The organism is Micromonospora sp. DT31 (assembly GCF_049841795.1).
Lineage (GTDB): Bacteria > Actinomycetota > Actinomycetes > Mycobacteriales > Micromonosporaceae > Micromonospora.
Window position 1 is genome coordinate 63,108 of sequence record NZ_JBNCKZ010000017.1, and the last position, 23,589, is coordinate 86,696.

The following is a 23,589-nucleotide window of genomic DNA, read 5'->3' on the forward strand; positions in this document are numbered from 1 at the left end:
TCGACAGTCTCGCGCAGTCGGCGGGCCGGCGGGTGCCCGCCGCTCAGGCTTGTCGGCCTCACCCCGCCACGGCGAGCAGGAACGCCTGGTCGTCACGTTCCCCGCCGGTCGGCCGGCGCACCAGCCGGCACACCTCCCGTAGGCCGGCGGCGTCGACCCGGGCGCAGACGTCGTCGGCGGTGTAGCGGTGACGCGTCAGTGCGATCTCGTGACCGAACCGGCGGTACGCCGGGGCTACGTCCCAGGTGCCGTGCCCGGCCTGCCAGCCGACGAGCAGATGGCCGCCCGGGCGCAGGACCCGGGCCGCCTCGGCGAAGATGCGCGGCTGGCCGGCGGGCGGCGTATGGATGATCGAATACCACAGCATCACCCCGGCGAACCGGCCGTCGGGGAAGGGCAGCTCGGCCAACGAGCCGACCGTGAACACCAGGTCCGGGTGATCACGTACCGCCATGGCCACCATGCCCGGCGACAGGTCGACACCCGCCACCGCGCAGCCACGGTCGGCCAGGTACCGGCTCATCCGGCCGGCGCCGCATCCGGCGTCGAGGACCGGCCCGCCGGCGCCAGCGGTAACCACGGTGGCGAAGGCGTCGACCATCGCGAGGTCCAGCGACGCCTCGCATCGGGTGTCGGGCAGGTGGGCGGCGTAGTCCGCCGCCACGGTGTCGTAGGCCCGCCGCACGCCGCGAAGGTCGTGCCGGGCCGAGGGAGACGAGGTCACCGGCGGGAGTATGTCAGCCGGGCTACACCGATCCGCCGGTGTTCCGGATCATCTGCCGGAGCACCTTCAGCGCCGTGACGTAGTCCGCGTCGTCGACGCCTTCGTGGATCCGGGCCCGGATCGCGGGCACGTGCTGCTTGAGGCTGCTCCGGGCGCCCTCCCCCGCCTCGGTGATCCGCAGTCTGCCGCTCTCGTCACGGGCGAGCCACCCGCGCTCCAGCAGGACGTCCGCCTCGGCGTCGAGATCGTCCTCGGCACGCAGATACGAGGCCATAGCCTGCCGCAGCTCGGGCACGGTCCGCCCGCCACCGCCGGGCAGGAGGTCGTTCGGGGACAGGTTACGCAGAAGCCACAACTGGGGCTGGGTGAAGCCGTGCGCCGCCTGCTGGGCTCGGGTGAAGGCGATGAGCGACTCGTACGCGACGCCCGTCCAGTAGGCGGCCGGCTGGCCCGCGAGCTCGGCGTCGGACAGTTGCTGCGTCGTCATGGCGATCCACCTCCGGTGGTGAACAGGTGAGCACGACTTTACGACCTCAACCTCGCTTCAGCTCAAGTCGCGAGGGGCGTCGCGAACCTCTCGGCCTCGGCATGATGGGGCGCATGCGGGTAGCGATGGCCACCGACGCGGGACACCCCGGCCGGGCCAATGAGGATTTCGCCGGTGCCGTTCCGTGCGGCATGGTCCTGGTCGACGGCGCGGGTGGCATCGCCGGCGTGGACAAGGTCTGCCACCACGGCGTGGCGTGGTATGCCACCCGGCTCGGCGGCGCCCTCCTCGGCGCGCTGGCCGAGGAGCACAGCCTGCGCGACGTGCTGGCCGGGGGCATCGCGCGGATCACCGACGAGCACCGCGACACCTGCGACGTCACCCACCCGATCAGCCCGTTCGCGGCGGTGGCGATGCTCCGGTTCTCCGACGGCCTGGTCGAGCACCTGGTCCTCGGGGACGCGGTCGCGGTCCTCGGCCGGACGACGGGTGAGCCTGTCGTCGCCCACGACCCGCGCGAGGTGGTGATCGCCCGGTCCTTCGAGGAGCGGCTGAGGGACGTGCCCGAGGGCGGCGAGGAGCACCGGCGGCTGCTGACGGAGCTGCGGGGCCACCGGAACAGCCCGGGCGGTTTCTGGGTCGCCAAGGACGACCCGCGGGTGGTGGCCGAGGCGGTCACCGGTGAGTGCCCGGCCGGCGAGGTGACCGCGGCGGCGCTGCTCAGCAACGGCGCGAGCCGCCTCGTGGACACGTTCGGGCGCACCGACTGGGCGGGGCTGCTGCGCCTGCTGGAGACCGGCGGACCGGCCGAGGTGATCCGCCGGGTCCGGGAGATCGAGTCGCGCGAGGGCGTCGTCACCGACGACGCGACGATCGTCTGCCGGCTCTGACCGCCGGGACAACCCGGGTGCGCGGAGGGCGGTCCTCCTGTTGACTGCGCCGATGGACCGTCAACGGCTGAGCAGCATCGCGCACACGCACCATCCGATCGCGGCCCCGATCTCCGGCGTCAACCTCAACCGGCTGCTGCGCCGGGCCGGCCGCCGACCGGCGGCCCGCATCCTCGATCTGGGCTGCGGCGAGGCCGCGTGGGCGTTGCAGGCCCTCGCGCACTACCCGGACGGGCACGCCGACGGTGTGGACCTCAGCCCGTACGCGCTCGAACGCGCCGCGGACGCCGCCGCCGAACGCGGCCTCGCCGACCGGCTCACCCTGCACGAGCGCGACGCCCGCGCGTACGCGCCGGACGGCGACTACGACCTGGTGCTGTGTGTCGGGTCGACGCACGCGCTCGGCGGGTTCGGCGAGACGCTGAGACTGGCCGGCCGGCACGTCAACGCCGACGGCATCCTGATGGTCGGTGAGGGGTTCTGGCAGGTGCCGCCGACACCGCGGGCGCTCGCGGCGCTGGGCGCGAAACCGGACGACCACGCCGACCTCCCCGGCCTGGTCGAGGCCGCCGAGCAGGCCGGCTGGACCCCGGTGTACGCGCACGTCAGCGACACCGCCGAGTGGGACGACTACGAGTGGTCGTGGACCGGCTCGCTCACCGAGTGGGCGCTGGACAACCCCGGTCACCCGGATGCCGCCGACGCGCTCACCGCCGCCCGGGAGCACCGCGACCAGTGGCTGCGCGGGTACCGCAACATGCTGGGCTTCGTGACGTTCGTGCTGCGCCGAGCCTGACATACCGGACAGCGGCGCGAGTCGCACCCGAGCGCGGTCGGCCGGGGCACTATCGTGCGGACGTGCAGATCCGTTTCACCGTGCCGGCCGACCCCACCTACCCGGGCCGGGTGGCCGCCGCGCTCGCCGCCGTCCGGCTGCGTCGGTTCGGTCACATCGGCGCGGTCCTCGCCGCGGTCGGGGTGGTCGGTTTCCTCGCCTCGCAGGCGTCGGACCGGGGTGACCGGTTCACACCGCTGTACACCGCGTTGATCGCGGCCGGCGCACTGTCCATGCTGTACGCGCCATGGGTGCGGTGGCGCGCCCGGCGCCGCTCCGGCGGCTACGCCGTCGAGGGCGCCTACGACATCGACGAGAAGAACATTCTGATGCGCAGCGGTGCGGAGTCCGGCGGCATCGCCTGGGACGGCGTCACGCGGGTCACCGAGACCCCGGATTTCTGGATCGTGCACGTCGGACGGATGCCGGCCACCGTGATCCCCCGGTGGCTGGTGTCCGCCGAGGACGCCGGGACGCTGCGCGCCTTCATGACCGAACGCGGACTACTCGACACCCCTTGACCATATATTGATTGACTGTATATGTTGCCTCGGTGAATGAGATGCGTGAGGCAACCTTCCTGATCCTGACCGCGCTGGCCGACGAGCCGCGCCACGGCTACGGGATCATCCAGGAGATCGCCGGCATGTCCGGCGGTCGCGTCAACCTGCTGCCCGGCACGCTCTACGCCGCCCTGGACCGCCTCGTCGCGCAGGGCCTCGTCGAACTCAGTCACGAAGAGGTGGTCGACGGCCGGCTGCGCCGCTACTACCGGCTGCGCGCCGACGGCCAGGCCGAACTGGCGCGCCAGACCGAACGGCTGCGGCAACTCGCGTCCGCCGCCGAGTCCCGGCTGCGCGCCCTGAAGCCCCGCCCCGCCTGACCCCCACCGTCGCGGCCTCATAGGGAGACACCCATGCACCGCTGGCTGCTGCTGGCCTACCCCCGTGACTACCGCCGGGCACGAGGAGCCGAGATCCTGGAGACGGTACGGGACGTCGGCGCGGCCCACCGGCGTACCCGAGTGGCCGCGAATCTCGTACGCCATGGTCTGCGCGCCCGACTGGGACGGCCGGCGAGCCGTTCCGTGGTGGCCTGGGCGGCGGTCTTCGCGATGGCCTGTGGCTTGTTCGCCGCGTCGTTCGGCACCTGGCTCGCCTGGCTCGGCTCCCGCCCGCTCGACCACCGGGACCTCGCCGCCGTGGTCGGGCAGCTCTACCCGGACCGGCAAATCAGCCACCTCGACCAGGACAACCCGCCCGCCGTGTTCCTCATCTACGGCCACCCGCTCGACAAGGATTTCCTGTCCGAGCTGCTGCTCGGCGACGGCGCCGAGTACGCGCTGGCCGAGCTGACCGCGTCGTTCGACCAGGCGCCGGCCGCCGGGCTCACCGAGCTGCGGCAGCGCCTGGACAAAGCCGGGTGGGAGCGGAGCGCGCCCGTCTACACCAACGCCTACGATTGCGTCGCCGACAGCCCGGGGTGCGACCCGGCGTCCATCCCCTCCGACATCACCGTGTACGCCGAACGCGACGACCACATCCTCACCGTGGAGCTCAACGCCGATGGCTCGATGGGCCTCACCCTCAGCCGCGCCACCCCCGGCACCGCGTATCCCGCCGGTCTGCTCGCCTTCGCACTGGGCACCGTCGGCGGCTGGATGGTGTTCGGCTGGGCCAGCCGCCGCACCGAGGGACGGCGCCCGGTGGTGCAGGCTCCGGTGAAGTTCCTGTACGGCGTCGCGATGCTGTTCTGGACCGCGCCGATCCTGCTGGGCGTGCCGTTGATGCTCACGCACCACCTGAACGAGCCGCATCCGCGCTGGCACGTGCCGTGGGAGTGGCTCGGCCAGCCCACCCTGTCGCTGCCGTTCCTGCTCGGCACGGTCCTGCTGCTGCTCGCGCTGGGCCTCGCGGCGCTGCCGCACCGGCGCCCGGCGGGCCCTACCCTCGCCGGGGCGTCGGAACCGGCGGTCTAGCAGCGCGCCGGCTCAGCTCGCCGGGCATCGCGCGCCGGGGGCGGGCAACGTCAGGTCGACGAGGTACCTGTCCACCACCGCGGTCGTGCAGTCGTTGCGCTGGTAGGTGCCGTGGCCCCAGCCCTCGTAGGTGACGCCCGTGCCGGCCAAGCTGCCGGGCGACATTCACCGCCCAGGCGTGGCCGGTACGGGGATCGTGCCGGGCGTTGAGCAGCAGCAGCGGTGTGCGGGTGTGCACCGTCAGCTCGTGCGGCGGGTTGCGGACCGGTGACGGCCAGCCCAGGCAGACCTGCGCGGCCACCAGGCCGGCGCCGTACCGGACGGACGGGGCGACGGCTCTGGCCTCCCGGACCAGACCGGCGTACTCGGCGTAGTCGCGCACGACAGCCGGACCGTCGGCGCAGAACGCCGCGGCGGCCACCGGGAGGTTGACCGCAGGTGGTGGCGTACCGGCGTCCATGTCCCGCACGATCACGGCCAGTTGCGGCCAGCGTGGGCCGGCGAGCAGGCCGAGTGCCACAGCGGTGACGTCGAAGGCGGTACGGGGGGCGTACTCCCCTCGACCTGATGGTCGACGACCAGGACGCGGCGGGTGCGGCGGTCCTCGCGCTCGGCGCGCGGCGGTTGCCGGGCGACCACGTGTACGCCGATCCCGCCGGTCACCCGTTCTGCCTGATCAGGCGCCCCGCCTGGGCGTCGCGCCGGGCCGCTGGCTGGTGCAGTTCGACGTGGACCTCCCGGCGGAGGCACGCCACGTCGAGTTGGTGCTGTCGCCACTCTGCCGGAACACCGCCTGCCTCGGGGAAGTCGAGGCTCCGCGCTTCACGAGGACTCCGGGTAGGAGATGAACTCCAGGAGGCTTCCGTCCGGGTCGCGGAAGTAGACGCTGGTCCCGGCGTCACCGGCGCCGAATCGTCGAACCGGTCCCGTTTCCACCTCCACGTCGTGCCGCCGCAGGTGCGCCACCGCATCCTCGATCGGCCCGGCCCAGACGAAGCAGATGTCGCTGTTGCCCGGCCGGACGGGAAGGCGGGCGACGTTGTCGCCCAGGTCGTCGCCCGGCCCGTGCACGTTCAACTGGTGCGGACCGATCCGGAACGCGACGCGGTCGCCGTCGACGCCGATCACGTCGGCGCCGACGACGTCGCGATAGAAGTCGGTGGCGGCCTGCCAGTCCGACACGGCGATGACGACGTGGTCAAGTCCAGTCACGGGCACCATGCGTCCACCATAATGACGAAACGGCTTTTCCTCGACCGGGTCTGCGGCGAGCGCGGTGGGCGTGACCGCGACCCGGCGTCACACCCACCGACCGTCACCGCGCCTGTCAGCGGCCCGCCGCGCGGAGCATCGCGTCCGTCTCCGGGTCGGGCATGATTTCCCGGACCTCCTGGGCGCAGCGACACGAGACGGCGATCTTGGCAGCCCACTTCAGCGCCTCCTCGCGCGAGGCCACGTCGAGGATCACGAACCCGCCGATGACCTCCTTGGTCTCCGGGTACGGCCCGTCGGTGACCACCCCGTCCGTGCCCACGATGCTCGCCTGCTGGCGTTCGAGCCCGGTACCGAACACGAACACCCCGGCGTTCACCGCCTCCTGGATGACCGCATGCGCGACCTTGCCCACCTCGGGCATCTCCTCGGCGGGGATGTGGTCCATCGCGCCGTCGTCGAACGAGATCAGGTACCGCGGCATGCCATGACTCCCTTGTTCCGGCGACCCTGTCCGGCCGCCCCTCACCAGCACTACGAACGGCCCGACCCGAATCCGACGTTATGGACCCGAATTCAATGCTCCTCGACGACGACGAAGATGAAGCATCACCGACAGGCGGAAACCCGCATCGGCCGTGCCGACGGTTCCCGGGCCTCGGTCGTCGAACCTCGGCCCGGTCCCCTCGTCAGTCTCAGTCCATGGCGATGTAGAGCCGCTGGCCGGCGGGCCGGTAGCCCACGCGCTCGTAGACCCGCCACGAGTCCTCGCCACCGGCCTCCAGCCAGGCGACCTCGGTGCCGGCGACGAACAGCCGCCGGCTCACCTCGGCGGTGATCGCGGACGCCAGCCCTCGGCGACGGTACGGCGGGCGCACGGCGATGCCGGCGACCTCGCTGACCGCGCCGACGGGCACGGCCGCACCGCCGCCGCCCGCGCAGGTGCCGTCATCGCTGACCGCCATGACGGCCACACCTCCGGCGTCCTGCTGGTGCCGCAGCCGAGCCACGTCGGCCTCGGAGGCAGCCGAATCCTCACCGAACGCCTCGTTCTGCGCGCTGATCAGCGCGGCGCGCTGGGAATCGGCACCGGGTTCGCACAGGTGCAGGTGCTCCGGTACGGGTGGCGACGCCAGCGTGCCCGGCACACAGATCAGGTACGTGTGCCGGGCTTCCACGGTGAAGCCGGCGGTGGCCAGGAGCGCCTCCAGGTCGGCGGCGCAACTGGTGACGTACTCCAGGCGGGGTTTGCGGTCCGCGGCGCGGAACGCCGCGACCAGGGCGGTGACGTCGGCCGCGGTGACGACGGTGCCGGGACGCGGCGTCGCGTAGTTGATGTGCGGGCTGGTCGTCGTCGGGTCGAGCCCGATCACGAAGGGCCCCACCTCGACGGGCGCGGGCCGGCGGGACAGGTTGACGACGACGGACTGTTGGATGCGGACATCCATGCTCAACGTGAACCTCGATGCATGAGAAAGCTGCGATGGGCGGAGGAAACGTCGGGCCGCTCCACCGTGCCGCAGGCACGCGACGATCGTCCGTCGCGCGGTCGACACTCAGGCGGCCGCTCGGCCTACCCGGATCACAGGCGTCATTCCTTCATGCAGAGTGCCCACGCGGTTCGCGTGTGCTTCCGTCATCTTGGCGGAGCCGATGTGCACCTGTCAACGGCACACCGGACAGCGCAGGTGAAGCACCCGGTCGCCCGAAATCACCACGTCCGGGTACGGCGTCCATGCGTACCTCGTCGACCAGGCCCGGGTCAGATGGTGAATCCGCCGTCGACGTTGACCGTCGCCCCGGTCACGTAACGCCCGTCCGGTCCGGCGAGGAAGGCCACCGCGGCGGCCACGTCCGCCGGCTGCGCGTAGTGGCCGAGGGCGGTGAACCCGTTGATCGTGTCGGCGTCAGGGCCGTCGGCCGGGTTCAGTTCGGTGTCGGTCGCCCCGGGATTCACCAGATTAACGGTGATCGCCCTGCCGCCGAGTTCGCGCCCCAGCGCCTTGGTCAGGCCGATCAGGGCAGTCTTGCTCATCGCGTACAGCGAAAAGCCCGGGAAGACCGCGCGCTCGGCCACGTTGCTGCCGATGTTGACGATGCGCCCGCCGGCCGGCATGTGGGGCACCGCGGCCTGCGTGGCGACGAACGGTGCCCGGACGTTGACCGCGATGGTCTGTTCGAACTCGTCGAGACTCAACTGCTCCAGCGGGCCGAGCAGGAACGTGCCCGCGTTGTTGACCAGGATGTCCAACCTGCCCAGTTCGCCGACGGTCCGGTTCACCGCCGCGATCACCGCCGCCGGGTCGGCGCTGTCGGCCCGCACGGCGATCGCCCGCCGACCCGCGGCCATGATCTGGTCCACCACGTCGTCGGCGCGTCGCCGATTCTGCTGAAACGTCAGAGCCACATCGGCGCCGTCCCGCGCCAGGCGCAGGGCCACCGCGGCGCCGATGCCACGGCCACCGCCGGTGACGAGAGCGACCTTGCCATCGAGTGCGTTGTTCATGGTGGAGAGCCTTGTCGAAAACGGGCCAGCCGTCCGGCGGGGATCGGACGCCGCGTTCGCGCGTCGCGAACTCGGCCCCGCACAGCGCCTCCGGCTGCCCGCGAAGGAGCCGTCTGACGGACGCTCAGGCGCTCCCTCGCGAGGCACTACCGGCCGTGGCATCATCCGCGCCGCGCGACTGCGCCCCCGTACAACCGGACACGGTGGTCGACGTCGCGGTCCGGCTCGCCGTACCCGAAACCCGCCCCCGGGCCGTACGCGACGTGCGCCAGCCACTCCTCGTAGTACCAGCTCGGGCTGCACGCGCACCCGGTGAACCGGAAGTTGGCCCGATGGCGGCCCACCTGCCCCGCAACGAGCGTGAACAGCCGTGCGGACACCGACGGGCGCGGATACGCCGCCGACCCGGGCAACCGGTCCACGACGACCGACGCCCGGTCGTACCCGAGCCACAGCCCGACCTCACGGGCCAGGGCGACGCCTCCGGCGCGTACCCCTTCTCGGCCTTGGTAGCCGACCGCCTGGTCGGCGAGCACGTCGTGGACGACCACCTCGGCCTCCGGCAGCGGCCCGGGCAGCGGTCTCGCCCGGACGAGGCCGCGGCGGGCGTTCGCGGCGGGCGCACCGCGGGCGGCTGCGGTCCACCGGACGCGGACCCGCTGAATGAGGATCACCGGTCAGGTGTACCCGGAACGTCAGCAATCAGCGCGGTATTAAAGGTCTCCCGGTTGGCCTCGACGTAGGCGCCCTCGCGCTCGGTCGGGCCGTGACGAGATGCAGCACGCCCAGGCCATGTGGGCCACGTCCTCCAGCGGGTCGCCGGGTGCCGCGAAGTCGAAGTCGATGACCGGGATGTCAGAGGCGACTCATTGCCCAGTTCATGGCGAGGTAGAGCCGCTGACCGGCGGGCCGGTAGCCCACGCGCTCGTAGACCCGCCACGAGTCCTCGCCACCGGCCTCCAGCCAGGCAACCTCCGCACCGACGACGACCGCTTGTTGGATGCGGGCATCGGCTCGCTTGTGATTCGAGATCGCGGCCGTCATCCTCGTCAGGTGGAATGGACGGACGACCTGAACGTGCGGCTCGCTCGGGGAACATCGGTACGCGCCCTCGTCCGCTATCTCCGTGCGGCCAACGAGGAGGGGTCGCGCCGTCGCGATGTCCTCGCCGTCCTGACCGAGCGGTTCGCGCTGTCCTTCGACGACGCGCGGCTCGCGATGGACCGTGTCGGCGGCGGAGTGGTTCGTGCCGCGTCCGGCAACCCCGCGAACGAGCCGGACCCCGTCAAGGACCCGCTGGCGTGGACCTCGTACCGGCTCGAACTCGGCCTGAGCGTCGAGGACCGGGATCCCGGGCCGTCGCCCGAGCAACGGGCGGCCGCGCAGGCCCTCCTGGAACGGGCCAGGCGTGGTGAGCCCACGCGTGGCACCGAGGACGTCACCGTGGCGCTCGAGGTCGCGCGGCTGGCAGTCGCGTCGCAGGAGAGGGATCGGATCCGCTTCCACCTCCTCCTCGAAGCAGCGACGGCACTGTCGGTCGCAGCCGAGGCGTGCATCGCTCGACTCGGACAGCAGCCCTGTGCCGCGGAGGGTTCCCAGGAGTGGGTCGACGGTGTCGCGCTCGCCGCGGCCGCCCGTGAGGTCACCGCGACCTTCGCCGCCCAGCCCGATCCGGAGCTTGAGGAGCGCGGCCTCGACCTGGTGGGGCGCATCGTCACCCGCCTGCTGGGCCAATGTCATGCCTTCGTCGGCCGGGCGATGATCGAGTCGGCCCGCTGCGCCCTGCGCAACGGCGGTCCCGACCGGGCCGCCGCCCGCGCCGAGGCGGTGGTGGCCGACTTCGAGGTGCTGCTCGATCGATTCGAGGTCGACGTTCCCTTCGACGAGGACGTCATCGCCGTGGAGTATCTGCGGGCCGCCATCGACCTCCTCATCGAGGTGCGCGGCCGTTCCGCCGAGCTCGATGCCCTTCGCGACCGGACCGAGCGGGTGCTTGCCGGCTCGTCAGTCGACTGAGGTGAGGAGCGAGAGTGTCGGTCCCGGCCGCTAGCCTGCCGGCGTGATGAAGGTCGATGTGGAGAAGGCCGCGCTGTGTGAGTTCCTGGAATATCAGCGGGTCAGTGTCCGGGCCATCCTGGCGGATCTGGACCTGACGTCGCTGCGTACGCCTGTCCTGCCCTCCGGGTGGTCGCCGCTCGGGCTGGTGGAGCACCTCGGGCATGCGGAACGCCACTGGTTCCAGGAGGTCTTTCGTGGCTCCGCCGAGCCGTTGCCCTGGCCGGACGAGAACACCCCACTCCGCACGACTCGATCGCCGTCCCAGGTCTTCGGCTTCTATCGCGACCAGTGCGACATCTCCGACGCGATCATCGCCGCGGCCCCGTTGTCGGCGACGCCGGCCGGCCGGCATCCGGACGAGACGCTGGCGTCGCAGACCACCGACCTGCGGCGGATCGTTCTGCACGTCATCGAGGAGACCGCCCGGCACGCCGGCCACCTGGACGCCGTGCGAGAGCTGATCGACGGGCGCACCGGGCTCGGGCCGCGCTGATCCGAACGGAGAAGTGCTCGCCGTGCAGACCGGTCAACGGCGCACCCGGTAGCGCAGGTGCAGCACCCGATCGCCCTGGAGCACCACGTCCGGATCCTCCAGCAGGTGCTGCGCGTCGACCGACCCGAAGTAGCGCTTGCCGGACCCGAACACCACGGGTACGACGTCCATGCGTACCTCGTCGACCAGGCCCGCGGCGAGCACCTGGCCTCCGACCTCGCCGGCGGCGACCTCGACGATGCGGTCCCCCGCGAGTTCCTGCGCCCTGGCCACGGCTGCCTCAACGCCGTCGACGAAGTGAAACGGCGCCTCGGCGTCCCAACCCTCGGGTGCCGGCCGGTGCGTCACGACGACCACGTGGTCGACCCCGCTCGGCGGTGTCCCGTCCCAGCCGTCGGTCAGGTCGAAGACGTGCCGCCCGACGACCGTCACGCCGATCCGGTCCCAGTACGGCCGGATGTAGTCGGCGGACGTCTGCGACACCGTCAACGCGCCGCTGTCGTCCAACGGGACGTCACCGCTTGTCAACCAGTCGAACAGCGGGCCGGGCTGGTCGTTCTCGTCCGCGACGAAGCCGTCCACCGACACCGAGCTGTACAGGACCACAGTGCCCACGCGGGCTCTCCTCTGCCTTGGGTGCCCCCACGCTAGCGGGTCGTGAGCCGCCGTTCTTGTAGGAAATCAATCGGCAGACCCCACGGCTTGACGTGTACGCCGACGGACCGGGTCGGGCGTGGGTAGCCGAACTCGAACGCGCGGGTGGGCGTGGTGATCACGCAGCCGTCGGCGTACCCGGTGGTCTCGATGTCGGCGCCGCCGCGGACCCGCAACGGCGCCCCGAGGTTGACGATGAGCAGCGCCGCCGGCATCGGCGGCAGCGTCAGCCGGGGGTACGGGGGCGTGCCCGCCAGGTAGTAGAGGTCGTCGATCAGCCCGTCCAGCGGCGGTCGCGGCACTCTGGAGACGTACTCCACGCTGACAGCATCGCGGACGCCCCGCCGTCATCGCCGACGCCCCGCCAGGGACGGTTCACGAAAGGCCGGCGAAGATGATCGCCAGCGTGCGGGCTTGCAGCCGCTGGTCCCAGCCGCCGTGCAGGGCGCCCTGGCACACAGCGGCAAGCAACGCCATCACCTCGGGGAGCCGTACCGAGTCGGCGACCGCTCCGGCCGCCTGCGCCTGTTCGAGCAGCCCGCCCACCGCCTCTTCCAACTGACTCAGCGCATCCGGAAGCTGAATGTCCACGCCGGAGCCGGCGAGCAGGTCGACAGCTGTCTTCTTCGCCGCGGCATGCGCCACCGTGTGCGTGAAGAACGAGAAGAGGTCGCGCTTTCCGGCCTCCTCGACGAGCTGCGCGAGCAGCCGCTTCATGATCGCCGCGAGCAGGTCGTCCTTCGTGGGGAAGTGACGAAAGACCGTGCCGATGGCCACGCCTGCCCTCCGGGCCACCTCCTCGGTGGAGGCCCGGGCGCCGAACTCGGCGAAGACCACTTCGGCAGCGTCCAGGATGCGTGCCCGGTTGCGCTGCGCGTCGGCACGCAGCGGCGGCCCCTCTACCAAAATGAGCCTCCACTCATTATTCTCGGTCGTGCAAGTCGAGTCACGACTCATTATCCAGGGGACAGAGACATGACACCACGCGAGATCTTCGACACCATGCGCGCCCGCTGGCTCGCGAACATGCCCACCTACGAGGCGGACTCGCTCGCCGACGACGTGGTGATCGAGACACCGTTCGCCGCACCCGGCCACCCCACACGAACCGAGGGGAAGCAACGGGTCCTCGAGTACACGCAGGCGGGCCGGGCGGCTTTCCCGGTCCGGTTCGACGACTGCCGCAACGTGGTCGTGCACGAGACCGCCGACCCCGAGGTGATCGTGGTCGAATACGAACTGGTCGGCACCCACACGGCGACCGGGGCAACCGCCTCGGCGCCGTTCATCGGGGTGCTGCGCACCCGGGACGGCAAAATGGCCCACTGGCGCGAGTACCAGCACACCCTCGCCATCGCCCAGGCCGTCGGGCAAGCATAGAGCTGCCACCCAGGTCTACCGCCTCCCGATCGAATGGCGAGTCGGCAAGGATGGCTTGCGATGCCGACACGCTCACGCCCGCGTTCAGTAGACGTCCTCACCTGTTGGAAGGACGCGGGTCGGGAGGCGCGGCGGACCACGGGGCGCGGCTACCCGACGAGCTTCAGCGCAGTGATCACGGCCGGCTCGGTGTCGTCGATGATCGAGTGGAAGCTCGCCCACCAGGATCAGTTCACTGATCTGCCGCCGTAGAGGGCTACGAAGACGCGGTCACGCAGGATCTCGTACTGCCGGCGGCAGCGCCGAGGCGGGCCCGGCGGGCGTTGCTGAACCTGACCGCCGACAACGACTTCCGGTGGCTGGAACTGGTCAGCCGTCAGGTCCACCTCACGGCCGTCGGCCAGTCGATTCCAGTAGTGGTAGCCGACCTGGGCGCCGCCGGCGAAGACCTCGCCGAGGATCAACTCCCCGCCGAGCAGGTCCTGAATGATCAAGGCAGTCACCCCGCACTGACCACGGGCTGCGTTGCCGGCGTGCCAATCCTGCACATCGTGCGGGTCGCAGGTGTCCGCTCCCCAGCCGGCGCGCAGTACCGGACGCAGCATCTCCAGGTCGATCGCGAGAGGGACTGATCGGTGGTCGCGCTCTTCAGACGTCACCCAGGAAGGGTCGGCCCTCGACCGGGTCGAGAGTCAAGAAGTACCCGCCTCGCGTCCTGACCGGCCGGGGGTCGGTCAGCGGGCCGACTTTCCACCCCCGGAAGGGCCTACATGCCGATGGTTCCGTCGATCCGCTCACGGAGCAGGTCTGCGTGGCCGTTGTGGCGGGCGTACTCCTCGATGAGGTGGATGAGGACCCAACGGAGCGATACGCGGCCGCGCCAGCTGTCGTGGCCTTCGATGTCGAGGCCGGCGGCGGCGGTGACGAAGACGTCGGCGAACGTGACCTCGTCGTGCCACGCCTGCCAGGCCGCGCGGACGAGCGCCGGGTCGGGCGCCGCGTCGTCGAAGTCGGCGTCGGGCCTGGCCCGGGACGAGAACCGTGGGGGCGCGTCGTGACCTGCCAGGACCTGGCGGAACCAGCGACGCTCCACGTCGGCGAGGTGCCGGATCAGGCCCAGCAGCGACAGCGTCGATGGCGGCACGGACCGCCGGGCCAGGGCCTCCCCGACGTCCGAGCATTTCACCGTCAGGGTGGCGCGTTGGGCTCGCAGCATGTCGTGCAGCAGTTGCCGTTCGTCGCCGGTGGCGGATGCCGTGAACCGGCGATCGTCGACGGCGGGAAACAGCCCGCCCCTCCTGCGCGTGACGTCCGGCTCGGCGACCGGTGCGTCGGTGCGGCCGTGGAGGGGGAAGCGGCCGTTCTCGATGTGGTGGCGGGCGCGCGATCGGGCGGCGGCGGCCGGGGTCGAGCCGGTGGCGTGGGCGGTGCGCAGGATCTCGGCGAGGGTGTCGGCGATGCCGTGGACCCGGGCGGCGGCCTGCGCGGAGCTTTCCCGATGCAGCTCGACGGCGGTGGCGTGGATGATGCCGCCGGCGCTGACGATGATGTCCGGTGCCCAGAGGATCCCGTACCGGTGCAGCAGGTCGGCGGTGGCCGGCGTGTCGAGTTGGTTGTTGGCCGGGCCGGCGATCGCGGCGCAGCGCAGCGTCGGCACCGTGTGCGGGGCGAGCAGACCGCCGAGGGCGGCGGGGACGAGCACGTCCACGTCGGCGGTCAAACAGTCCTGCGGGCTGGTCCAGGTGGCACCCGCGGTGACGGCGAGGGTACGCCTGCCCTCGTCGACGTCGCTGGCCACCAGCGTCGCGCCGGCGTCGGCGAGCATGCGCAGCACGTGGCCGCCGACGCGGCCCAGGCCGAGCACCGCGAAGCTGCGCGCGGACAGGTCGGCTGACCCGAACCGCTCGGTGCACAGGGCGTGCAGCGCGGCGAGCACGCCGACGGCGGTGTGTCCGGAGGAGTCACCGCTGCCACCGACGTGCACCGGTCGGCAGAACGCGTGTGGGGTGCGCTCGGCGATCGTGACCATGTCGTCCGGTCCGGTGCCCACGTCCGGCCCGGTGGCATAGGTGCCGTCCAGGCCGGCGATCGCGTCGCCCACGTCGTGCAGCACCGCCCGGCGGGCGGCCGCGTCGAGCGTCCTGCCCGGGGGTAGGGCCACGACGGTCTTGCCGCCGCCGTTGGGCAGCCCGGCCAGCGCGCACTTGTCCGACATCGCGGCCGACAGCCGCAGCGCGTCGGTGAGCCCGTCACGCCAGTGCGGATAGTGCGCGATCCGGCAGCCACCGATGGCCTGACCGAGCGCCGTGGAGTGCACCGCGACGACGATCGGCACGCCGGACCGTACGCCCTTCCTGACGACGACGTGTTCGTGCACGGACTCGGTGTCGAGGTGGGTCGCGACCATGACGGCTCCTGTCGTGTGCTCGCCGGAACGGGATCGACAGTAGGCAGCTGGTCCGCACCGACCGGCTCCCACCGAACATCGTTCGGAGTGGATGGCAAAATTCCGGCCGTGAACGAACTTGATACGGCGATCATCGAGCACCTGCAGACACATGCGCGGCAGACCAACCGCGAATTGGCGCGCGCGGTCGGTGTCGCGCCGTCCACCTGCCTGGAGCGCGTAAGGGCACTGCGCGAACGCGGCGTGATCACCGGCTATCACGCCGAGATCAGCCTGGCCGCCCTCAACCGCGGCGTACAGGCGTTGCTGCACGTGCAGGTCCGGCCGCTGAGCCGCGCCGTCATCGACGGCTTCAAGAAATATGCGATGGAGCTGCCCGAGGTGCTGTCGGTGTACGTCGTGGCCGGCGGCGACGACTTCCTCGTCCACGTCGCCGTGCCCAGCGTCGACAGCCTGCACGTCTTCCTCATGGACAAGTTCAGCGGGCGCCGCGAGATCGTCGGGTTCCGCAGCTCCGTCATCTACCAGCACGCCCGGAAGCAGGTCATCGCACCGCTTGACCCGTAAACGGCCTCTGGTTCGGTGGTGTGCGCCCGCGCATCCGGGTCACGGAATGTTGTCGACCCGGATGCCGATCGACAAGCGTTCTCCGGGACGTCCGACAGTGCGTCCTCACTGTAAGTAAGTTAGCAGTGATGCTCGGCGACCGGTATCGGGCATATGACCGGCTGTGCAGGCCGGCGGGGATGGCTAAATTCGCCCGATGCCCATCAATGTGATCAGTGCGGCGTCCGCAGGTACCTGGACGCTTGGCGACCTGACCGTCAACCGGCTCGGCTTCGGCGCGATGCGCCTGACCGGCAACGGCGGCGCACCGAGCGACCGGGAGCGGGTCGTCGGTGTGCTGCGCCGGGCGGTCGAACTCGGCGTCAACCACATCGACACGGCGGCGTTCTACTTCTCGCCGCTGCGTTCGGCCAACGAGATCATCAACACGGCGTTGTCGCCGTACGCCGACGACCTGGTCATCACCACGAAGGTCGGGCCGGGCCGCGACGCCTCCGGGCAGTGGCTGCCGCTGGCCCGGCCCGACCAACTGCGTGGACAGGTCGAGGAGAACCTGCGCCAGCTCGGCCGCGACCACATGGACGTCGTCAACCTGCGCCAGCACGGGCTGGAGTCGGTCGCGGAGCACTTCGGCGCGCTGGCCGAACTGCGGGACGCCGGTCTCATCCGGCATCTCGGCCTGTCGAACATCCGTCCGCAGCACCTCGCGCAGGCGCAGGCGATCGCCCCCGTGGTCTGCGTGCAGAACCCGTACGGCGTCGACACCCGACGTATGCACGACCAGTTCGTGCGCGCCTGCGGGGAGCAGGGCGTCGCCTTCGTACCGTTCTTCGCGGTCGCCGGGGACGGACGTGAGGCCGGCGGCGTGGCCACCAACGAGGCGGTGCAGGCCGTCGCCCGTGCCCACGGTGCGACGCCGGCGCAGGTGCGGATCGCGTGGACCCTCAGTCGCGGGCCGCACACGTTGGCCATCCCCGGCACGGGCAACCCCGACCATCTGGTCGAGAACCTGGCCGCGGGGGTGTTGCGCCTGTCCCCCGAGGAACTGGCCAGCCTCGACTAGCCCTGCCGGACGGGCTGCGCCCTACCACCAGTCCACCGCCCTCGACGGAAGGCATCTCCTTGCAGGCAGCGGCATCGTCTCTCTCCACCCCTCCGCCGCCCCGATCGTGGCCGGTGGCCCGGGGGCTCCTCCCCGAGCGCGGCCCGCGGCGCGTGCTGGCGGTCGCGACCTTCGTCAACATGGTCGGCATCGGCGTCTTCATGACCAGCGCCGTGCTGTTCTTCACCCGCTCCGTCGGGCTCCCCCTCGGGCAGGTCGCCCTGGGCATGGGCGCCGCCGCCCTCGTCGGGATGCTCGCCGGCATCCCGACGGGGCATCTCGCCGACCGACGGGGCCCGCGCGAGATCTACCTGCTGACCCTGGTCGTCCGCGCCGCCACCACGGCCGCGCTGGCCTTCGTCCACACGTTCTGGCCGTTCGTCGTCCTGGTCTGCGTGAACCAGCTCGCCCAATCAGCCGGCGGGGCCTCCCGCGGCCCGCTGGTGCGCGGCTTCGGCGGTACGAACCTGTCCCAGTACCGGGCCTATCTCCGGTCGGTCGCCAACCTGGCCGGGTGTTGCGGCGCCCTCGCCGCCGGCGCCGCGGTGCAACTGGACACCCGCGCCGCCTACCTGGCCCTGATCGCCGGCAACGCCGTCAGTTTCGTGGCGTGCGCCGCCATCATCACCCGGCTGCCCGCCCTGCCGCCCGTCGCGGCACCACAGGCGACCGGACGATGGGTCGCTCTGAAGGACAGGCCCTACATGGCGGTCACCGCGCTCGACGCCGTGATGGGAATCCAGGGCCAGGTGCTGGTCTTCGCGCTGCCGGTGTGGATCATCTCGCGTACCGACGCGCCGCGTTGGTTCGTCGGGCTGGCCGTGCTGGTCAACACCGCTCTCGTGGCGGCGCTACAGGTCAGGGCGAGCCGGGGGGTCGACACGGGTCCAGCGGCGGGCCGGGCATCCGCCGCGCCGGGTTGGCCTTTCTGCTGGGGATGGCCCTGATCGCCGCCACGTCGACGATGCCCGGATGGCTCGCGGTGACGGTGATGACGGTGGGCGTCGCCGCGCACACCGTGGGCGAGCTGTGGCACACGGCGGGTTCGCTGGAGTTGCAGTTCCGACTCGCACCCCCGCACGCGCAGGGGCAGTACACGGGAGTCGCCGGGCTCGGCACCGGCCTGGCCAACGTGGCCGCCCCGTCCGTCCTGGGCCTGCTCTGTATCGCCTGGGGCGCCCCCGGTTGGCTGCTGATGGGTGCCATCTTCGTCGCGGTGGGTCTGGCCGCCCCGGCGGTCGTGCGGTGGGGCGAGCGAACCCGTCCCGTCCCGGCGGAGGCCACCTGAGTCGTGTGTCGCACGCCGGCCGAAGGCCGCGTCACAGGCAGGAGCATGGCACCTGGCCGAGCGGTGCCACCCCACTGCCGTGCCGCGGACCGGGCCACGCGAAACCCGGAACACGTCCGCGTCATCGCGGCTGTGGCCCACGTACCGCGCGAAGGCGTGCGATCACGTCCTCGACGCGCTCCTGGAACAGTTCGTCGGCCCAGACCAGGTCATCCGCGGAGCCGCCCACGCCGGACCGGTCGTCGCGGTCGAGAAGTTCCGCCAGGACGGGGATCATCTCGACCGCTCGCAGCTCCAGGACGGTCGTGAGGGCGGGCCGGCCGTCGTAGTCGGCGATTGCGCGGCTGAGCGGTTCGGTCAGCTCCGCCGTCGGAATCCCGAGACGGGCGAGGGCCCCGGCGGCGGACACTCTGCTCCAACGGTCGCCGAGCCGATCGCGCAGCCGTGGTTGCAGGTGGGCGACCGTGGCCGGGGACGCGCACGCGAGGTCGGCGATGAGGTCGGCGGCGTGACGCGCGGGCGTGTCCGCGGCCACGAGCACCGCTTCCACCGTCGGCAGCACGCCTTCCGGCCCGGCCACGGCCGCCACCACGCGTGCCGCCAGGACCTGCCGTTCCCGCTGCGGGTACACCCGTTCGGCCGTACCGGTCAGGTGTGCGGCCGCGACCGGCAGCAGCGGCCTCAAGGCGGCACCGAGCTCGCCGAGGCCCGGCGGAACCCGCCATGGCACCCGCGCGTGTCCGCCCAGGACGGCGCGTAGGGCGTCGAGGACCACGTCGGTGTCGCCGGTCAGCCGCCGGACCGCCAGGGCCGCCGGCAGGTCGCCCGTCTCCACGGCCCGGGCACGCCAGTGCGGGACGGCGGCGTGGTCGTCGTACCCCAGCATGAGGAGCGCGGCGGCGACGTGCGGACCGGCGTGCGGCAGGGCGGCAAGCAGGTCCGGCACGAGGACGTCGGCATCCGTACCCCACTGCCCGACCACCCCGGCCAGCACCTCGGCGCAGAGTGGATCACCCAGCCGTCCCCGGACCGCGGCCAGGACCTCTGGCGTGCAGCGGACCACGCCGGGCCTCGACCTGAACCGGTGACCCCGGGCTGCCGCCACACAGACCGGCTCCACCCAGCGCGGATCACCGAGCCGCTGCAACGTCTCGACCGACCGGTACTCGACGGTGAATCCCCGCTCACCCGCGGTGTCGGGGAAACGGCCCGCGGCATCGGCCACCACATCCGCGAACCGCCCCGCTGCCGCACCCGCCTGACGCAACACGTCCGTGACGCCGCCGCGTACGTCAGCGTCAGGGTCGTCGAGCAACGGTGCCACCAGTGGCACGAACACCGGCGGCGCCGAGCGTCGGGCCTGGCAGCACACGCCGATGGCCCAGAGCCCGGACACACGGGTCCTCGGATTACCGGACCGGAGCATGTGCTCGACGACCGCGACCGCCACCGGGGTGGACGGCACGGTCACGATCTCCTCCGACCACTCCGCTCCCCCGGCCCAGGCCCAGGTGACAGCCGCGTCGTCGTCGATCGCGGCCACCAGGGCGGGAATCGTGCCCGCCGGCCAGTCGCGGCCCGAGCGGAGCAACGCCACCGCGGCGGCCACTCTGACCGGCGGGTCACCGTGTCGGGCAGCGTCACCCAGCACTGCTTCCGCGCCCGCCGAATCCACCTCGCCCAACGCGAGCGCCAGCGACGCCCGCGCCGTCGGATCGTCCTCCACCGCCCACCGTCGCCACAACGGTTCGGCGGCCACACCCGCCTTCGCGGTGGCGTAGGCCGCGGCCTCACGGACGCGAGCATCGGCGTCGTCGAGCAGGGCCACCAGACGCTCCCGTTGGGCGGTGACCGCCGCCCGCACCCGGGCGAAGTCGACGCCGTACGCGTGCCGGGGGTCGGCCAACATCCCCAGCATCCAGGCGAACTCGTCACGGCGGTGCACGGCCCGCACGGCCAGCTCGGCGAGGAACGGCACCGCGGGCACCGTCGCCGGGTAGACCGTGCCCTGGTGGAAGATGCTGCCGTGCAGGTCGGACAACGCCTCCGAGGCCGCGTCGCTGTCCTCGGAGCCGGCTCGCCGGAGCAGTCCCGGAGTGTCGTGGGCGTTGCCGTACGCGTGTGACAGCTCGCCCCAGGCAACCGCGTCAAGACCATCGAACACGCCGTGCAGCCTACGCATGACGATCGATTCCGCGCCCGTCGGCCGGCGGTCGCGGACACAGCCGCGCGGCATGCGGTGTTCACGCAGCCCAGCGGCCCGATCCGCGGGACGCCTAGGATGGTCCCGATGACCAATCCTGAAACACGACGCGACACCCCCACCGACGGAGCCCGGGTCGAAGAGGCACTGCGGCTGCTCTCCGGCGCGCCCGTCGAACTCGATGTCGCCGTCAAGCGACTCAGCCGGGGCAGCGGTGTCTACGCCTGGTGGGCTGCCCCCTCGGTCCTCCCCGACCTTCCCGGCCCGCCGAACGAGAACGTCCCGTCCCTGCGGCTGCTGTATGTGGGACGAGCGACCAGCCTGCGAGGGCGGATCCTGCGCAACCACCTGCGGCGTTCGGGCAGCTCGACCCTGCGCCGCACCCTGGCCGGTCTTCTCGTTGCCGAGGGTTACCGGACGACCTGGACCGACCGGGTCGTCCTGGTCGCCGAGGACGAGGCCCGACTGACCGCGTGGATGCACGCGAATCTACGCCTGACCTGGGCGGAGGACCCGGAGCCGGAAACCATCGAGGCCGACCTCGTCCGGCGTCTGCACCCACCGCTCAACGTCCACGGCGTCGACCCCGAGCACGTCCAGCCGGCCGTGGTCGCCGCCAAGAACTCGTACGACGCCAGCAGCGGCCCGGTCGAGCCCTAGAACCTCACGCCGCCAGGTCGGCTTCCAGGTCACGGCGGGTGAGGGCGGAGCGGAGCCGCAGCCCTTCGGCCGCCAGATTCTCCCGACCGCCCTGTTCACGGTCGATGGCACAGACCACCGTCTCCACCTCGGCGCCCATGGACCGCAGCGGTCCGCACGAGGCCAGCAGCGCTCCTCCCGTGGTCACGACGTCCTCGACGAGGACGACCCGCCGACCGTCCACCGGACCGCCCTCGGCGACCTTGGCGGTGCCGTAGTCCTTCGCGTGCTTGCGCACGAAGACCGTGGGCAGACCGGTCAGCTGGGACATCACCGTGGCGAGGGGGATGCCGCCCATCTCCATCCCCGCCAACACGTCACACTCCGGGAGCAGGGCCACCATCGCCTCGGCGACCTCGCGCAACAACTCCGGCCTGCCCTCGAACAGGTACTTGTCGAAGTACTCGTCGCTGACCTGCCCGGACCGGAGACGGAACTGTCCGGTGAGATGGCAGGCATCGTAGACGCGGCGCGCGAGGGGTGTTGGCACCCGCTCAGTCTCGCATCCGCCACCTCGCCGACCCGGTCCGCGAACCTGGGTTGGGCCGCCTCCGTAGAGGGCTACGAAGACGCGATGGCGCAGGATCTCGTACTGCCGGCGGCATCGTCGGGGTGGGCCCGGCGGGCGCTGCTGGACCTGACCGCCGACAACGACCTCCGATGGCCGGAACTGGTCGGCCGTCAGGTCGACCTCGCTGCCGTCGGCCAGTCGGTTCCAGTAGTGGTAGCCGACCTTGGCGTCTCCGGCGAAGACCTCGCCGAGGACCAGCTCTCCGCCGAGCAGGTCCTGAACGATCAGCGCGGTCACCCCGCACTGACCACGGGCCGCGTTGCCGGCGTGCCAGTCCCGCACATCGTGCGGGTCGCAGGTGTCCGCTCCCCAGCCGCCGCGCAGCACCGGCCGCAGCATCTCCAGGTCGATCGCGAGAGGGACTGATTGTTGGTCGCGCTCTTCAGACGTCACCCCGGAAGGGTCTGCCCTCGACCGGGTCGAGAGTCAAGAAGGCGCAGATATGAGCGCCTACCCGAGGAGCGCCGCCGCCGTGGCCAGGGTCAGCATCGACAGCGTCGTGGTCACCACCACCGCCCGGTTCGCCACCGCCTCGCCGACGCCGTACTCCTGGCCGTAGATGAACGTGTTCTGCGCTGTCGGCAGGCCCGCGCACACCACCACGGCGAGCAACTGCGGCGCGGACAGGTGCAGGGCCAGCCCGGCCACGTACGCGATGATCGGCTGCGCGACGAGCTTCAGCGCGGTGATCACGGCCAACTCGGCCGGCCCGGCCAGCTCTGCCGGCGGAGCCGGCCCGCCCGGCTCCGCCGGCGACGGCGCCGTGCGGTGCAGCGACGCGCCGAGCGCGACCAGGGCGGCCGGAACCGCAGCGCCCGCCAGCAGGGTGAGCGACGCGGCTGCCGCCGACGGCAGGCGCAGGCCGGCAGCGGAGCACGCGACACCGAGCAGCGACGCCAGGATCACCGGATTGCGCACGGGCAGGGAGGCGATCCGGCGGACCCGTACCCGCCCGGCCGGGTCGCTGCGCCGGTCCAGAACGACAACGATCACAGGCGCCACCACCAGCACCTGCAGCAGCACCACGGCGGCCAGAAACGACACGTCCCCGAGAACCTGGGTCGCGATCGGGATGCCCAGGTTCGCCGAGTTCACGTACCCGGCGGCCGTGCCCCAGATCGGCCGTTCGTCGGGCTCGCGACCGAACAGCCGGCTCGCGCCGAGCCACCCGAACCCGACAACCGCGACAGTGCTCACCCCGAAGGCGAGCAGCGAGCCGCCGGCGAACCCGGACAGTGGCATCCGGGCCAGGGCCAGGAACAGGGCGGACGGCATCGCGAGCTGGAACACGAACCGGCCGAGCACCGCCGCCGCCTCGCCCAGCAGGCCCCAGCGACAGGCCGCGTAGCCGACCGCGGTGAGGATCCAGATCGGTACGAACGCCGACACCAGACTCATCGGGGCGGCACCGGCGGGCGTCCCGGGGGCGGCCGGCGTTGTCCACGTGGACGTCGACCGGGAAGCCGCGCGTTCCGCCTCGTACCCCCGTCCAGACCGAGCAACATCCCGCTCATCCGCAGCTTCACGGGGTCATC

The 23,589-nt window shown here is 71.7% G+C and carries 29 protein-coding genes and 4 pseudogenes; 14 read left to right on the forward strand and 19 right to left on the reverse strand.

Translation table 11 applies throughout. The features are described from left to right. Nucleotides 1-58: 58 nt before the first annotated feature. Both ACLQ2X_RS23230 and ACLQ2X_RS23235 read right to left on the reverse strand, forming a co-directional pair. Nucleotides 59-724, reverse strand: a complete 666-nt coding sequence (locus ACLQ2X_RS23230; protein WP_425683204.1) for a class I SAM-dependent methyltransferase — start codon at nt 722-724, stop codon at nt 59-61. A gap of 22 nt (nt 725-746) precedes the next feature. Next, nucleotides 747-1,211 carry a MarR family transcriptional regulator gene (locus ACLQ2X_RS23235; RefSeq protein WP_425683205.1) on the reverse strand — a complete coding sequence of 155 codons (465 nt, stop codon included), beginning with the start codon at nt 1,209-1,211 and terminating at the stop codon, nt 747-749. A 113-nt stretch (nt 1,212-1,324) separates the two neighbouring features. On the opposite strand from ACLQ2X_RS23235, the gene ACLQ2X_RS23240 reads away from it, so the two are divergent. The 5 genes from ACLQ2X_RS23240 to ACLQ2X_RS23260 all read left to right on the forward strand — a co-directional run bounded on the left by ACLQ2X_RS23240 (nt 1,325) and on the right by ACLQ2X_RS23260 (nt 4,914). After that, nucleotides 1,325-2,101 (forward strand): hypothetical protein, encoded by a 777-nt coding sequence (locus ACLQ2X_RS23240; protein WP_425683206.1) that lies wholly within the window; start codon nt 1,325-1,327, stop codon nt 2,099-2,101. Between the two features lie 52 nt (nt 2,102-2,153). Next, nucleotides 2,154-2,897 (forward strand): SAM-dependent methyltransferase, encoded by a 744-nt coding sequence (locus ACLQ2X_RS23245; protein ID WP_425683207.1) that lies wholly within the window; start codon nt 2,154-2,156, stop codon nt 2,895-2,897. A 62-nt stretch (nt 2,898-2,959) separates the two neighbouring features. Then, complete coding sequence (locus ACLQ2X_RS23250; RefSeq protein ID WP_425683208.1) at nt 2,960-3,457, forward strand: YcxB family protein; 498 nt, start codon at nt 2,960-2,962, stop codon at nt 3,455-3,457. A gap of 41 nt (nt 3,458-3,498) precedes the next feature. After that, entirely contained in the window at nt 3,499-3,819 is a 321-nt protein-coding gene (locus ACLQ2X_RS23255; protein ID WP_425683209.1) for a PadR family transcriptional regulator, read from the forward strand. 33 nt (nt 3,820-3,852) lie between these two features. Beyond that, entirely contained in the window at nt 3,853-4,914 is a 1,062-nt protein-coding gene (locus tag ACLQ2X_RS23260) for a hypothetical protein (RefSeq protein ID WP_425683210.1), read from the forward strand. Between the two features lie 12 nt (nt 4,915-4,926). Here ACLQ2X_RS23260 and ACLQ2X_RS23265 read toward each other — a convergent pair. Then, nucleotides 4,927-5,476, reverse strand: a pseudogene (locus ACLQ2X_RS23265) (alpha/beta hydrolase); the annotation flags it as partial. Here ACLQ2X_RS23265 and ACLQ2X_RS23270 point away from each other — a divergent pair. Then, nucleotides 5,473-5,589, forward strand: a pseudogene (locus ACLQ2X_RS23270) (VOC family protein); the annotation flags it as partial. The pseudogenes ACLQ2X_RS23265 and ACLQ2X_RS23270 sit on opposite strands and share 4 nt — an antisense overlap. Nucleotides 5,590-5,736: 147 nt before the next feature. On the opposite strand, the gene ACLQ2X_RS23275 reads toward ACLQ2X_RS23270, so the two are convergent. The 6 genes from ACLQ2X_RS23275 to ACLQ2X_RS23300 form a co-directional block, all read right to left on the reverse strand. Next, entirely contained in the window at nt 5,737-6,135 is a 399-nt protein-coding gene (locus ACLQ2X_RS23275) for a VOC family protein (protein ID WP_425683211.1), read from the reverse strand. Between the two features lie 106 nt (nt 6,136-6,241). Continuing rightward, on the reverse strand, nt 6,242-6,610 hold the full coding sequence (locus ACLQ2X_RS23280; RefSeq protein WP_425683212.1) for a YciI family protein: 369 nt from the start codon (nt 6,608-6,610) through the stop codon (nt 6,242-6,244). Nucleotides 6,611-6,821: 211 nt separating this feature from the next. Beyond that, complete coding sequence (locus ACLQ2X_RS23285; protein WP_425683213.1) at nt 6,822-7,574, reverse strand: GNAT family N-acetyltransferase; 753 nt, start codon at nt 7,572-7,574, stop codon at nt 6,822-6,824. A gap of 314 nt (nt 7,575-7,888) precedes the next feature. Then, the gene (locus ACLQ2X_RS23290; protein WP_425683214.1) at nt 7,889-8,632 is read right to left on the reverse strand and encodes an SDR family NAD(P)-dependent oxidoreductase; all 744 of its coding nucleotides are present in this window, start codon (nt 8,630-8,632) and stop codon (nt 7,889-7,891) included. 161 nt (nt 8,633-8,793) lie between these two features. After that, nucleotides 8,794-9,306 (reverse strand): hypothetical protein, encoded by a 513-nt coding sequence (locus ACLQ2X_RS23295; RefSeq protein ID WP_425683215.1) that lies wholly within the window; start codon nt 9,304-9,306, stop codon nt 8,794-8,796. Nucleotides 9,307-9,345: 39 nt separating this feature from the next. Beyond that, nucleotides 9,346-9,426, reverse strand: a complete 81-nt coding sequence (locus ACLQ2X_RS23300; protein ID WP_425683237.1) for a hypothetical protein — start codon at nt 9,424-9,426, stop codon at nt 9,346-9,348. Between ACLQ2X_RS23300 and ACLQ2X_RS23305 the strand changes: the two genes are divergently transcribed. Then, nucleotides 9,407-10,648, forward strand: coding sequence for a hypothetical protein (locus tag ACLQ2X_RS23305; protein ID WP_425683241.1), 1,242 nt, complete (start codon nt 9,407-9,409; stop codon nt 10,646-10,648). The genes ACLQ2X_RS23300 and ACLQ2X_RS23305 overlap by 20 nt on opposite strands. A 46-nt stretch (nt 10,649-10,694) precedes the next feature. Then, entirely contained in the window at nt 10,695-11,183 is a 489-nt protein-coding gene (locus ACLQ2X_RS23310; RefSeq protein WP_425683238.1) for a DinB family protein, read from the forward strand. Between the two features lie 33 nt (nt 11,184-11,216). Here the strand turns inward: ACLQ2X_RS23310 and ACLQ2X_RS23315 are convergent, their stop codons facing one another. From ACLQ2X_RS23315 to ACLQ2X_RS23325, 3 genes are read right to left on the reverse strand one after another with little or no spacing between them, the layout of a single operon-like run. Beyond that, entirely contained in the window at nt 11,217-11,798 is a 582-nt protein-coding gene (locus ACLQ2X_RS23315) for a dihydrofolate reductase family protein (RefSeq protein WP_425683216.1), read from the reverse strand. A gap of 32 nt (nt 11,799-11,830) precedes the next feature. Next, on the reverse strand, nt 11,831-12,157 hold the full coding sequence (locus ACLQ2X_RS23320) for a hypothetical protein (protein ID WP_425683217.1): 327 nt from the start codon (nt 12,155-12,157) through the stop codon (nt 11,831-11,833). Between the two features lie 55 nt (nt 12,158-12,212). Next, a complete protein-coding gene (locus ACLQ2X_RS23325) occupies nt 12,213-12,794 on the reverse strand; it encodes a TetR family transcriptional regulator (protein ID WP_425683218.1) in 582 nt (193 codons plus the stop codon). Between the two features lie 18 nt (nt 12,795-12,812). On the opposite strand from ACLQ2X_RS23325, the gene ACLQ2X_RS23330 reads away from it, so the two are divergent. Beyond that, nucleotides 12,813-13,217: a nuclear transport factor 2 family protein gene (locus ACLQ2X_RS23330; RefSeq protein WP_425683219.1), complete on the forward strand. Its 405-nt coding sequence runs from the start codon at nt 12,813-12,815 to the stop codon at nt 13,215-13,217. A 227-nt stretch (nt 13,218-13,444) separates the two neighbouring features. On the opposite strand, the gene ACLQ2X_RS23335 is transcribed toward ACLQ2X_RS23330, so the two are convergent. From ACLQ2X_RS23335 to ACLQ2X_RS23345, 3 genes and pseudogenes are all read right to left on the reverse strand, one after another. Next, nucleotides 13,445-13,876 (reverse strand): YunG family protein, encoded by a 432-nt coding sequence (locus tag ACLQ2X_RS23335; protein WP_425683220.1) that lies wholly within the window; start codon nt 13,874-13,876, stop codon nt 13,445-13,447. 107 nt (nt 13,877-13,983) lie between these two features. After that, complete coding sequence (locus tag ACLQ2X_RS23340; protein ID WP_425683239.1) at nt 13,984-14,505, reverse strand: DinB family protein; 522 nt, start codon at nt 14,503-14,505, stop codon at nt 13,984-13,986. 135 nt (nt 14,506-14,640) lie between these two features. Next, nucleotides 14,641-15,777 (reverse strand): annotated as a pseudogene (locus tag ACLQ2X_RS23345) (Glu/Leu/Phe/Val dehydrogenase dimerization domain-containing protein); the annotation flags it as partial. Between ACLQ2X_RS23345 and ACLQ2X_RS23350 the strand changes: the two are divergent. The 4 genes from ACLQ2X_RS23350 to ACLQ2X_RS23365 all read left to right on the forward strand — a co-directional run bounded on the left by ACLQ2X_RS23350 (nt 15,712) and on the right by ACLQ2X_RS23365 (nt 18,581). Continuing rightward, entirely contained in the window at nt 15,712-16,191 is a 480-nt protein-coding gene (locus ACLQ2X_RS23350; protein ID WP_425683221.1) for an Lrp/AsnC family transcriptional regulator, read from the forward strand. The pseudogene ACLQ2X_RS23345 and the gene ACLQ2X_RS23350 sit on opposite strands and share 66 nt — an antisense overlap. 196 nt (nt 16,192-16,387) lie before the next feature. Beyond that, on the forward strand, nt 16,388-17,254 hold the full coding sequence (locus ACLQ2X_RS23355) for an oxidoreductase (RefSeq protein ID WP_425683222.1): 867 nt from the start codon (nt 16,388-16,390) through the stop codon (nt 17,252-17,254). A gap of 113 nt (nt 17,255-17,367) precedes the next feature. After that, nucleotides 17,368-18,240, forward strand: coding sequence for an MFS transporter (locus tag ACLQ2X_RS23360; RefSeq protein ID WP_425683223.1), 873 nt, complete (start codon nt 17,368-17,370; stop codon nt 18,238-18,240). Next, complete coding sequence (locus ACLQ2X_RS23365; protein WP_425683224.1) at nt 18,231-18,581, forward strand: hypothetical protein; 351 nt, start codon at nt 18,231-18,233, stop codon at nt 18,579-18,581. Before ACLQ2X_RS23360 ends, ACLQ2X_RS23365 begins: the two co-directional genes overlap by 10 nt. A 121-nt stretch (nt 18,582-18,702) precedes the next feature. Here ACLQ2X_RS23365 and ACLQ2X_RS23370 read toward each other — a convergent pair whose 3' ends face one another. Further along, complete coding sequence (locus ACLQ2X_RS23370; RefSeq protein WP_425683225.1) at nt 18,703-20,745, reverse strand: HEAT repeat domain-containing protein; 2,043 nt, start codon at nt 20,743-20,745, stop codon at nt 18,703-18,705. A 126-nt stretch (nt 20,746-20,871) separates the two neighbouring features. Between ACLQ2X_RS23370 and ACLQ2X_RS23375 the strand changes: the two genes are divergently transcribed. Further along, nucleotides 20,872-21,444, forward strand: a complete 573-nt coding sequence (locus ACLQ2X_RS23375; RefSeq protein WP_425683226.1) for a GIY-YIG nuclease family protein — start codon at nt 20,872-20,874, stop codon at nt 21,442-21,444. 4 nt (nt 21,445-21,448) lie between these two features. Here ACLQ2X_RS23375 and pyrE read toward each other — a convergent pair whose 3' ends face one another. The 3 genes and pseudogenes from pyrE to ACLQ2X_RS23390 all read right to left on the reverse strand — a co-directional run bounded on the left by pyrE (nt 21,449) and on the right by ACLQ2X_RS23390 (nt 23,452). Further along, a complete protein-coding gene (gene pyrE, locus ACLQ2X_RS23380; RefSeq protein ID WP_425683240.1) occupies nt 21,449-21,973 on the reverse strand; it encodes an orotate phosphoribosyltransferase in 525 nt (174 codons plus the stop codon). A gap of 84 nt (nt 21,974-22,057) precedes the next feature. Beyond that, nucleotides 22,058-22,393, reverse strand: a pseudogene (locus ACLQ2X_RS23385) (YunG family protein); the annotation flags it as partial. Between the two features lie 111 nt (nt 22,394-22,504). Beyond that, nucleotides 22,505-23,452, reverse strand: coding sequence for an AEC family transporter (locus ACLQ2X_RS23390; protein ID WP_425683227.1), 948 nt, complete (start codon nt 23,450-23,452; stop codon nt 22,505-22,507). Between the last annotated feature and the right edge of the window lie 137 nt (nt 23,453-23,589).

What these genes read in the sequence shown, in the direction of transcription:
- ACLQ2X_RS23245 (WP_425683207.1), top strand. Translation starts at nt 2,154, where the DNA reads ATGGACCGTCAACGGCTGAGCAGCATCGCGCACACGCACCATCCGATC.
- ACLQ2X_RS23365 (WP_425683224.1), top strand. Translation starts at nt 18,231, where the DNA reads ATGGCCCTGATCGCCGCCACGTCGACGATGCCCGGATGGCTCGCGGTG.
- ACLQ2X_RS23235 (WP_425683205.1), bottom strand. Translation starts at nt 1,211, where the DNA reads ATGACGACGCAGCAACTGTCCGACGCCGAGCTCGCGGGCCAGCCGGCC.
- ACLQ2X_RS23260 (WP_425683210.1), top strand. Translation starts at nt 3,853, where the DNA reads ATGCACCGCTGGCTGCTGCTGGCCTACCCCCGTGACTACCGCCGGGCA.
- ACLQ2X_RS23390 (WP_425683227.1), bottom strand. Translation starts at nt 23,452, where the DNA reads ATGAGTCTGGTGTCGGCGTTCGTACCGATCTGGATCCTCACCGCGGTC.
- ACLQ2X_RS23310 (WP_425683238.1), top strand. Translation starts at nt 10,695, where the DNA reads ATGAAGGTCGATGTGGAGAAGGCCGCGCTGTGTGAGTTCCTGGAATAT.
- ACLQ2X_RS23255 (WP_425683209.1), top strand. Translation starts at nt 3,499, where the DNA reads ATGCGTGAGGCAACCTTCCTGATCCTGACCGCGCTGGCCGACGAGCCG.
- ACLQ2X_RS23325 (WP_425683218.1), bottom strand. Translation starts at nt 12,794, where the DNA reads ATGAGTCGTGACTCGACTTGCACGACCGAGAATAATGAGTGGAGGCTC.
- ACLQ2X_RS23375 (WP_425683226.1), top strand. Translation starts at nt 20,872, where the DNA reads ATGACCAATCCTGAAACACGACGCGACACCCCCACCGACGGAGCCCGG.
- ACLQ2X_RS23240 (WP_425683206.1), top strand. Translation starts at nt 1,325, where the DNA reads ATGCGGGTAGCGATGGCCACCGACGCGGGACACCCCGGCCGGGCCAAT.
- ACLQ2X_RS23355 (WP_425683222.1), top strand. Translation starts at nt 16,388, where the DNA reads ATGCCCATCAATGTGATCAGTGCGGCGTCCGCAGGTACCTGGACGCTT.
- ACLQ2X_RS23300 (WP_425683237.1), bottom strand. Translation starts at nt 9,426, where the DNA reads ATGGCCTGGGCGTGCTGCATCTCGTCACGGCCCGACCGAGCGCGAGGG.
- ACLQ2X_RS23280 (WP_425683212.1), bottom strand. Translation starts at nt 6,610, where the DNA reads ATGCCGCGGTACCTGATCTCGTTCGACGACGGCGCGATGGACCACATC.
- ACLQ2X_RS23330 (WP_425683219.1), top strand. Translation starts at nt 12,813, where the DNA reads ATGACACCACGCGAGATCTTCGACACCATGCGCGCCCGCTGGCTCGCG.
- ACLQ2X_RS23285 (WP_425683213.1), bottom strand. Translation starts at nt 7,574, where the DNA reads ATGGATGTCCGCATCCAACAGTCCGTCGTCGTCAACCTGTCCCGCCGG.
- ACLQ2X_RS23275 (WP_425683211.1), bottom strand. Translation starts at nt 6,135, where the DNA reads ATGGTGCCCGTGACTGGACTTGACCACGTCGTCATCGCCGTGTCGGAC.
- ACLQ2X_RS23290 (WP_425683214.1), bottom strand. Translation starts at nt 8,632, where the DNA reads ATGAACAACGCACTCGATGGCAAGGTCGCTCTCGTCACCGGCGGTGGC.
- ACLQ2X_RS23305 (WP_425683241.1), top strand. Translation starts at nt 9,407, where the DNA reads ATGCAGCACGCCCAGGCCATGTGGGCCACGTCCTCCAGCGGGTCGCCG.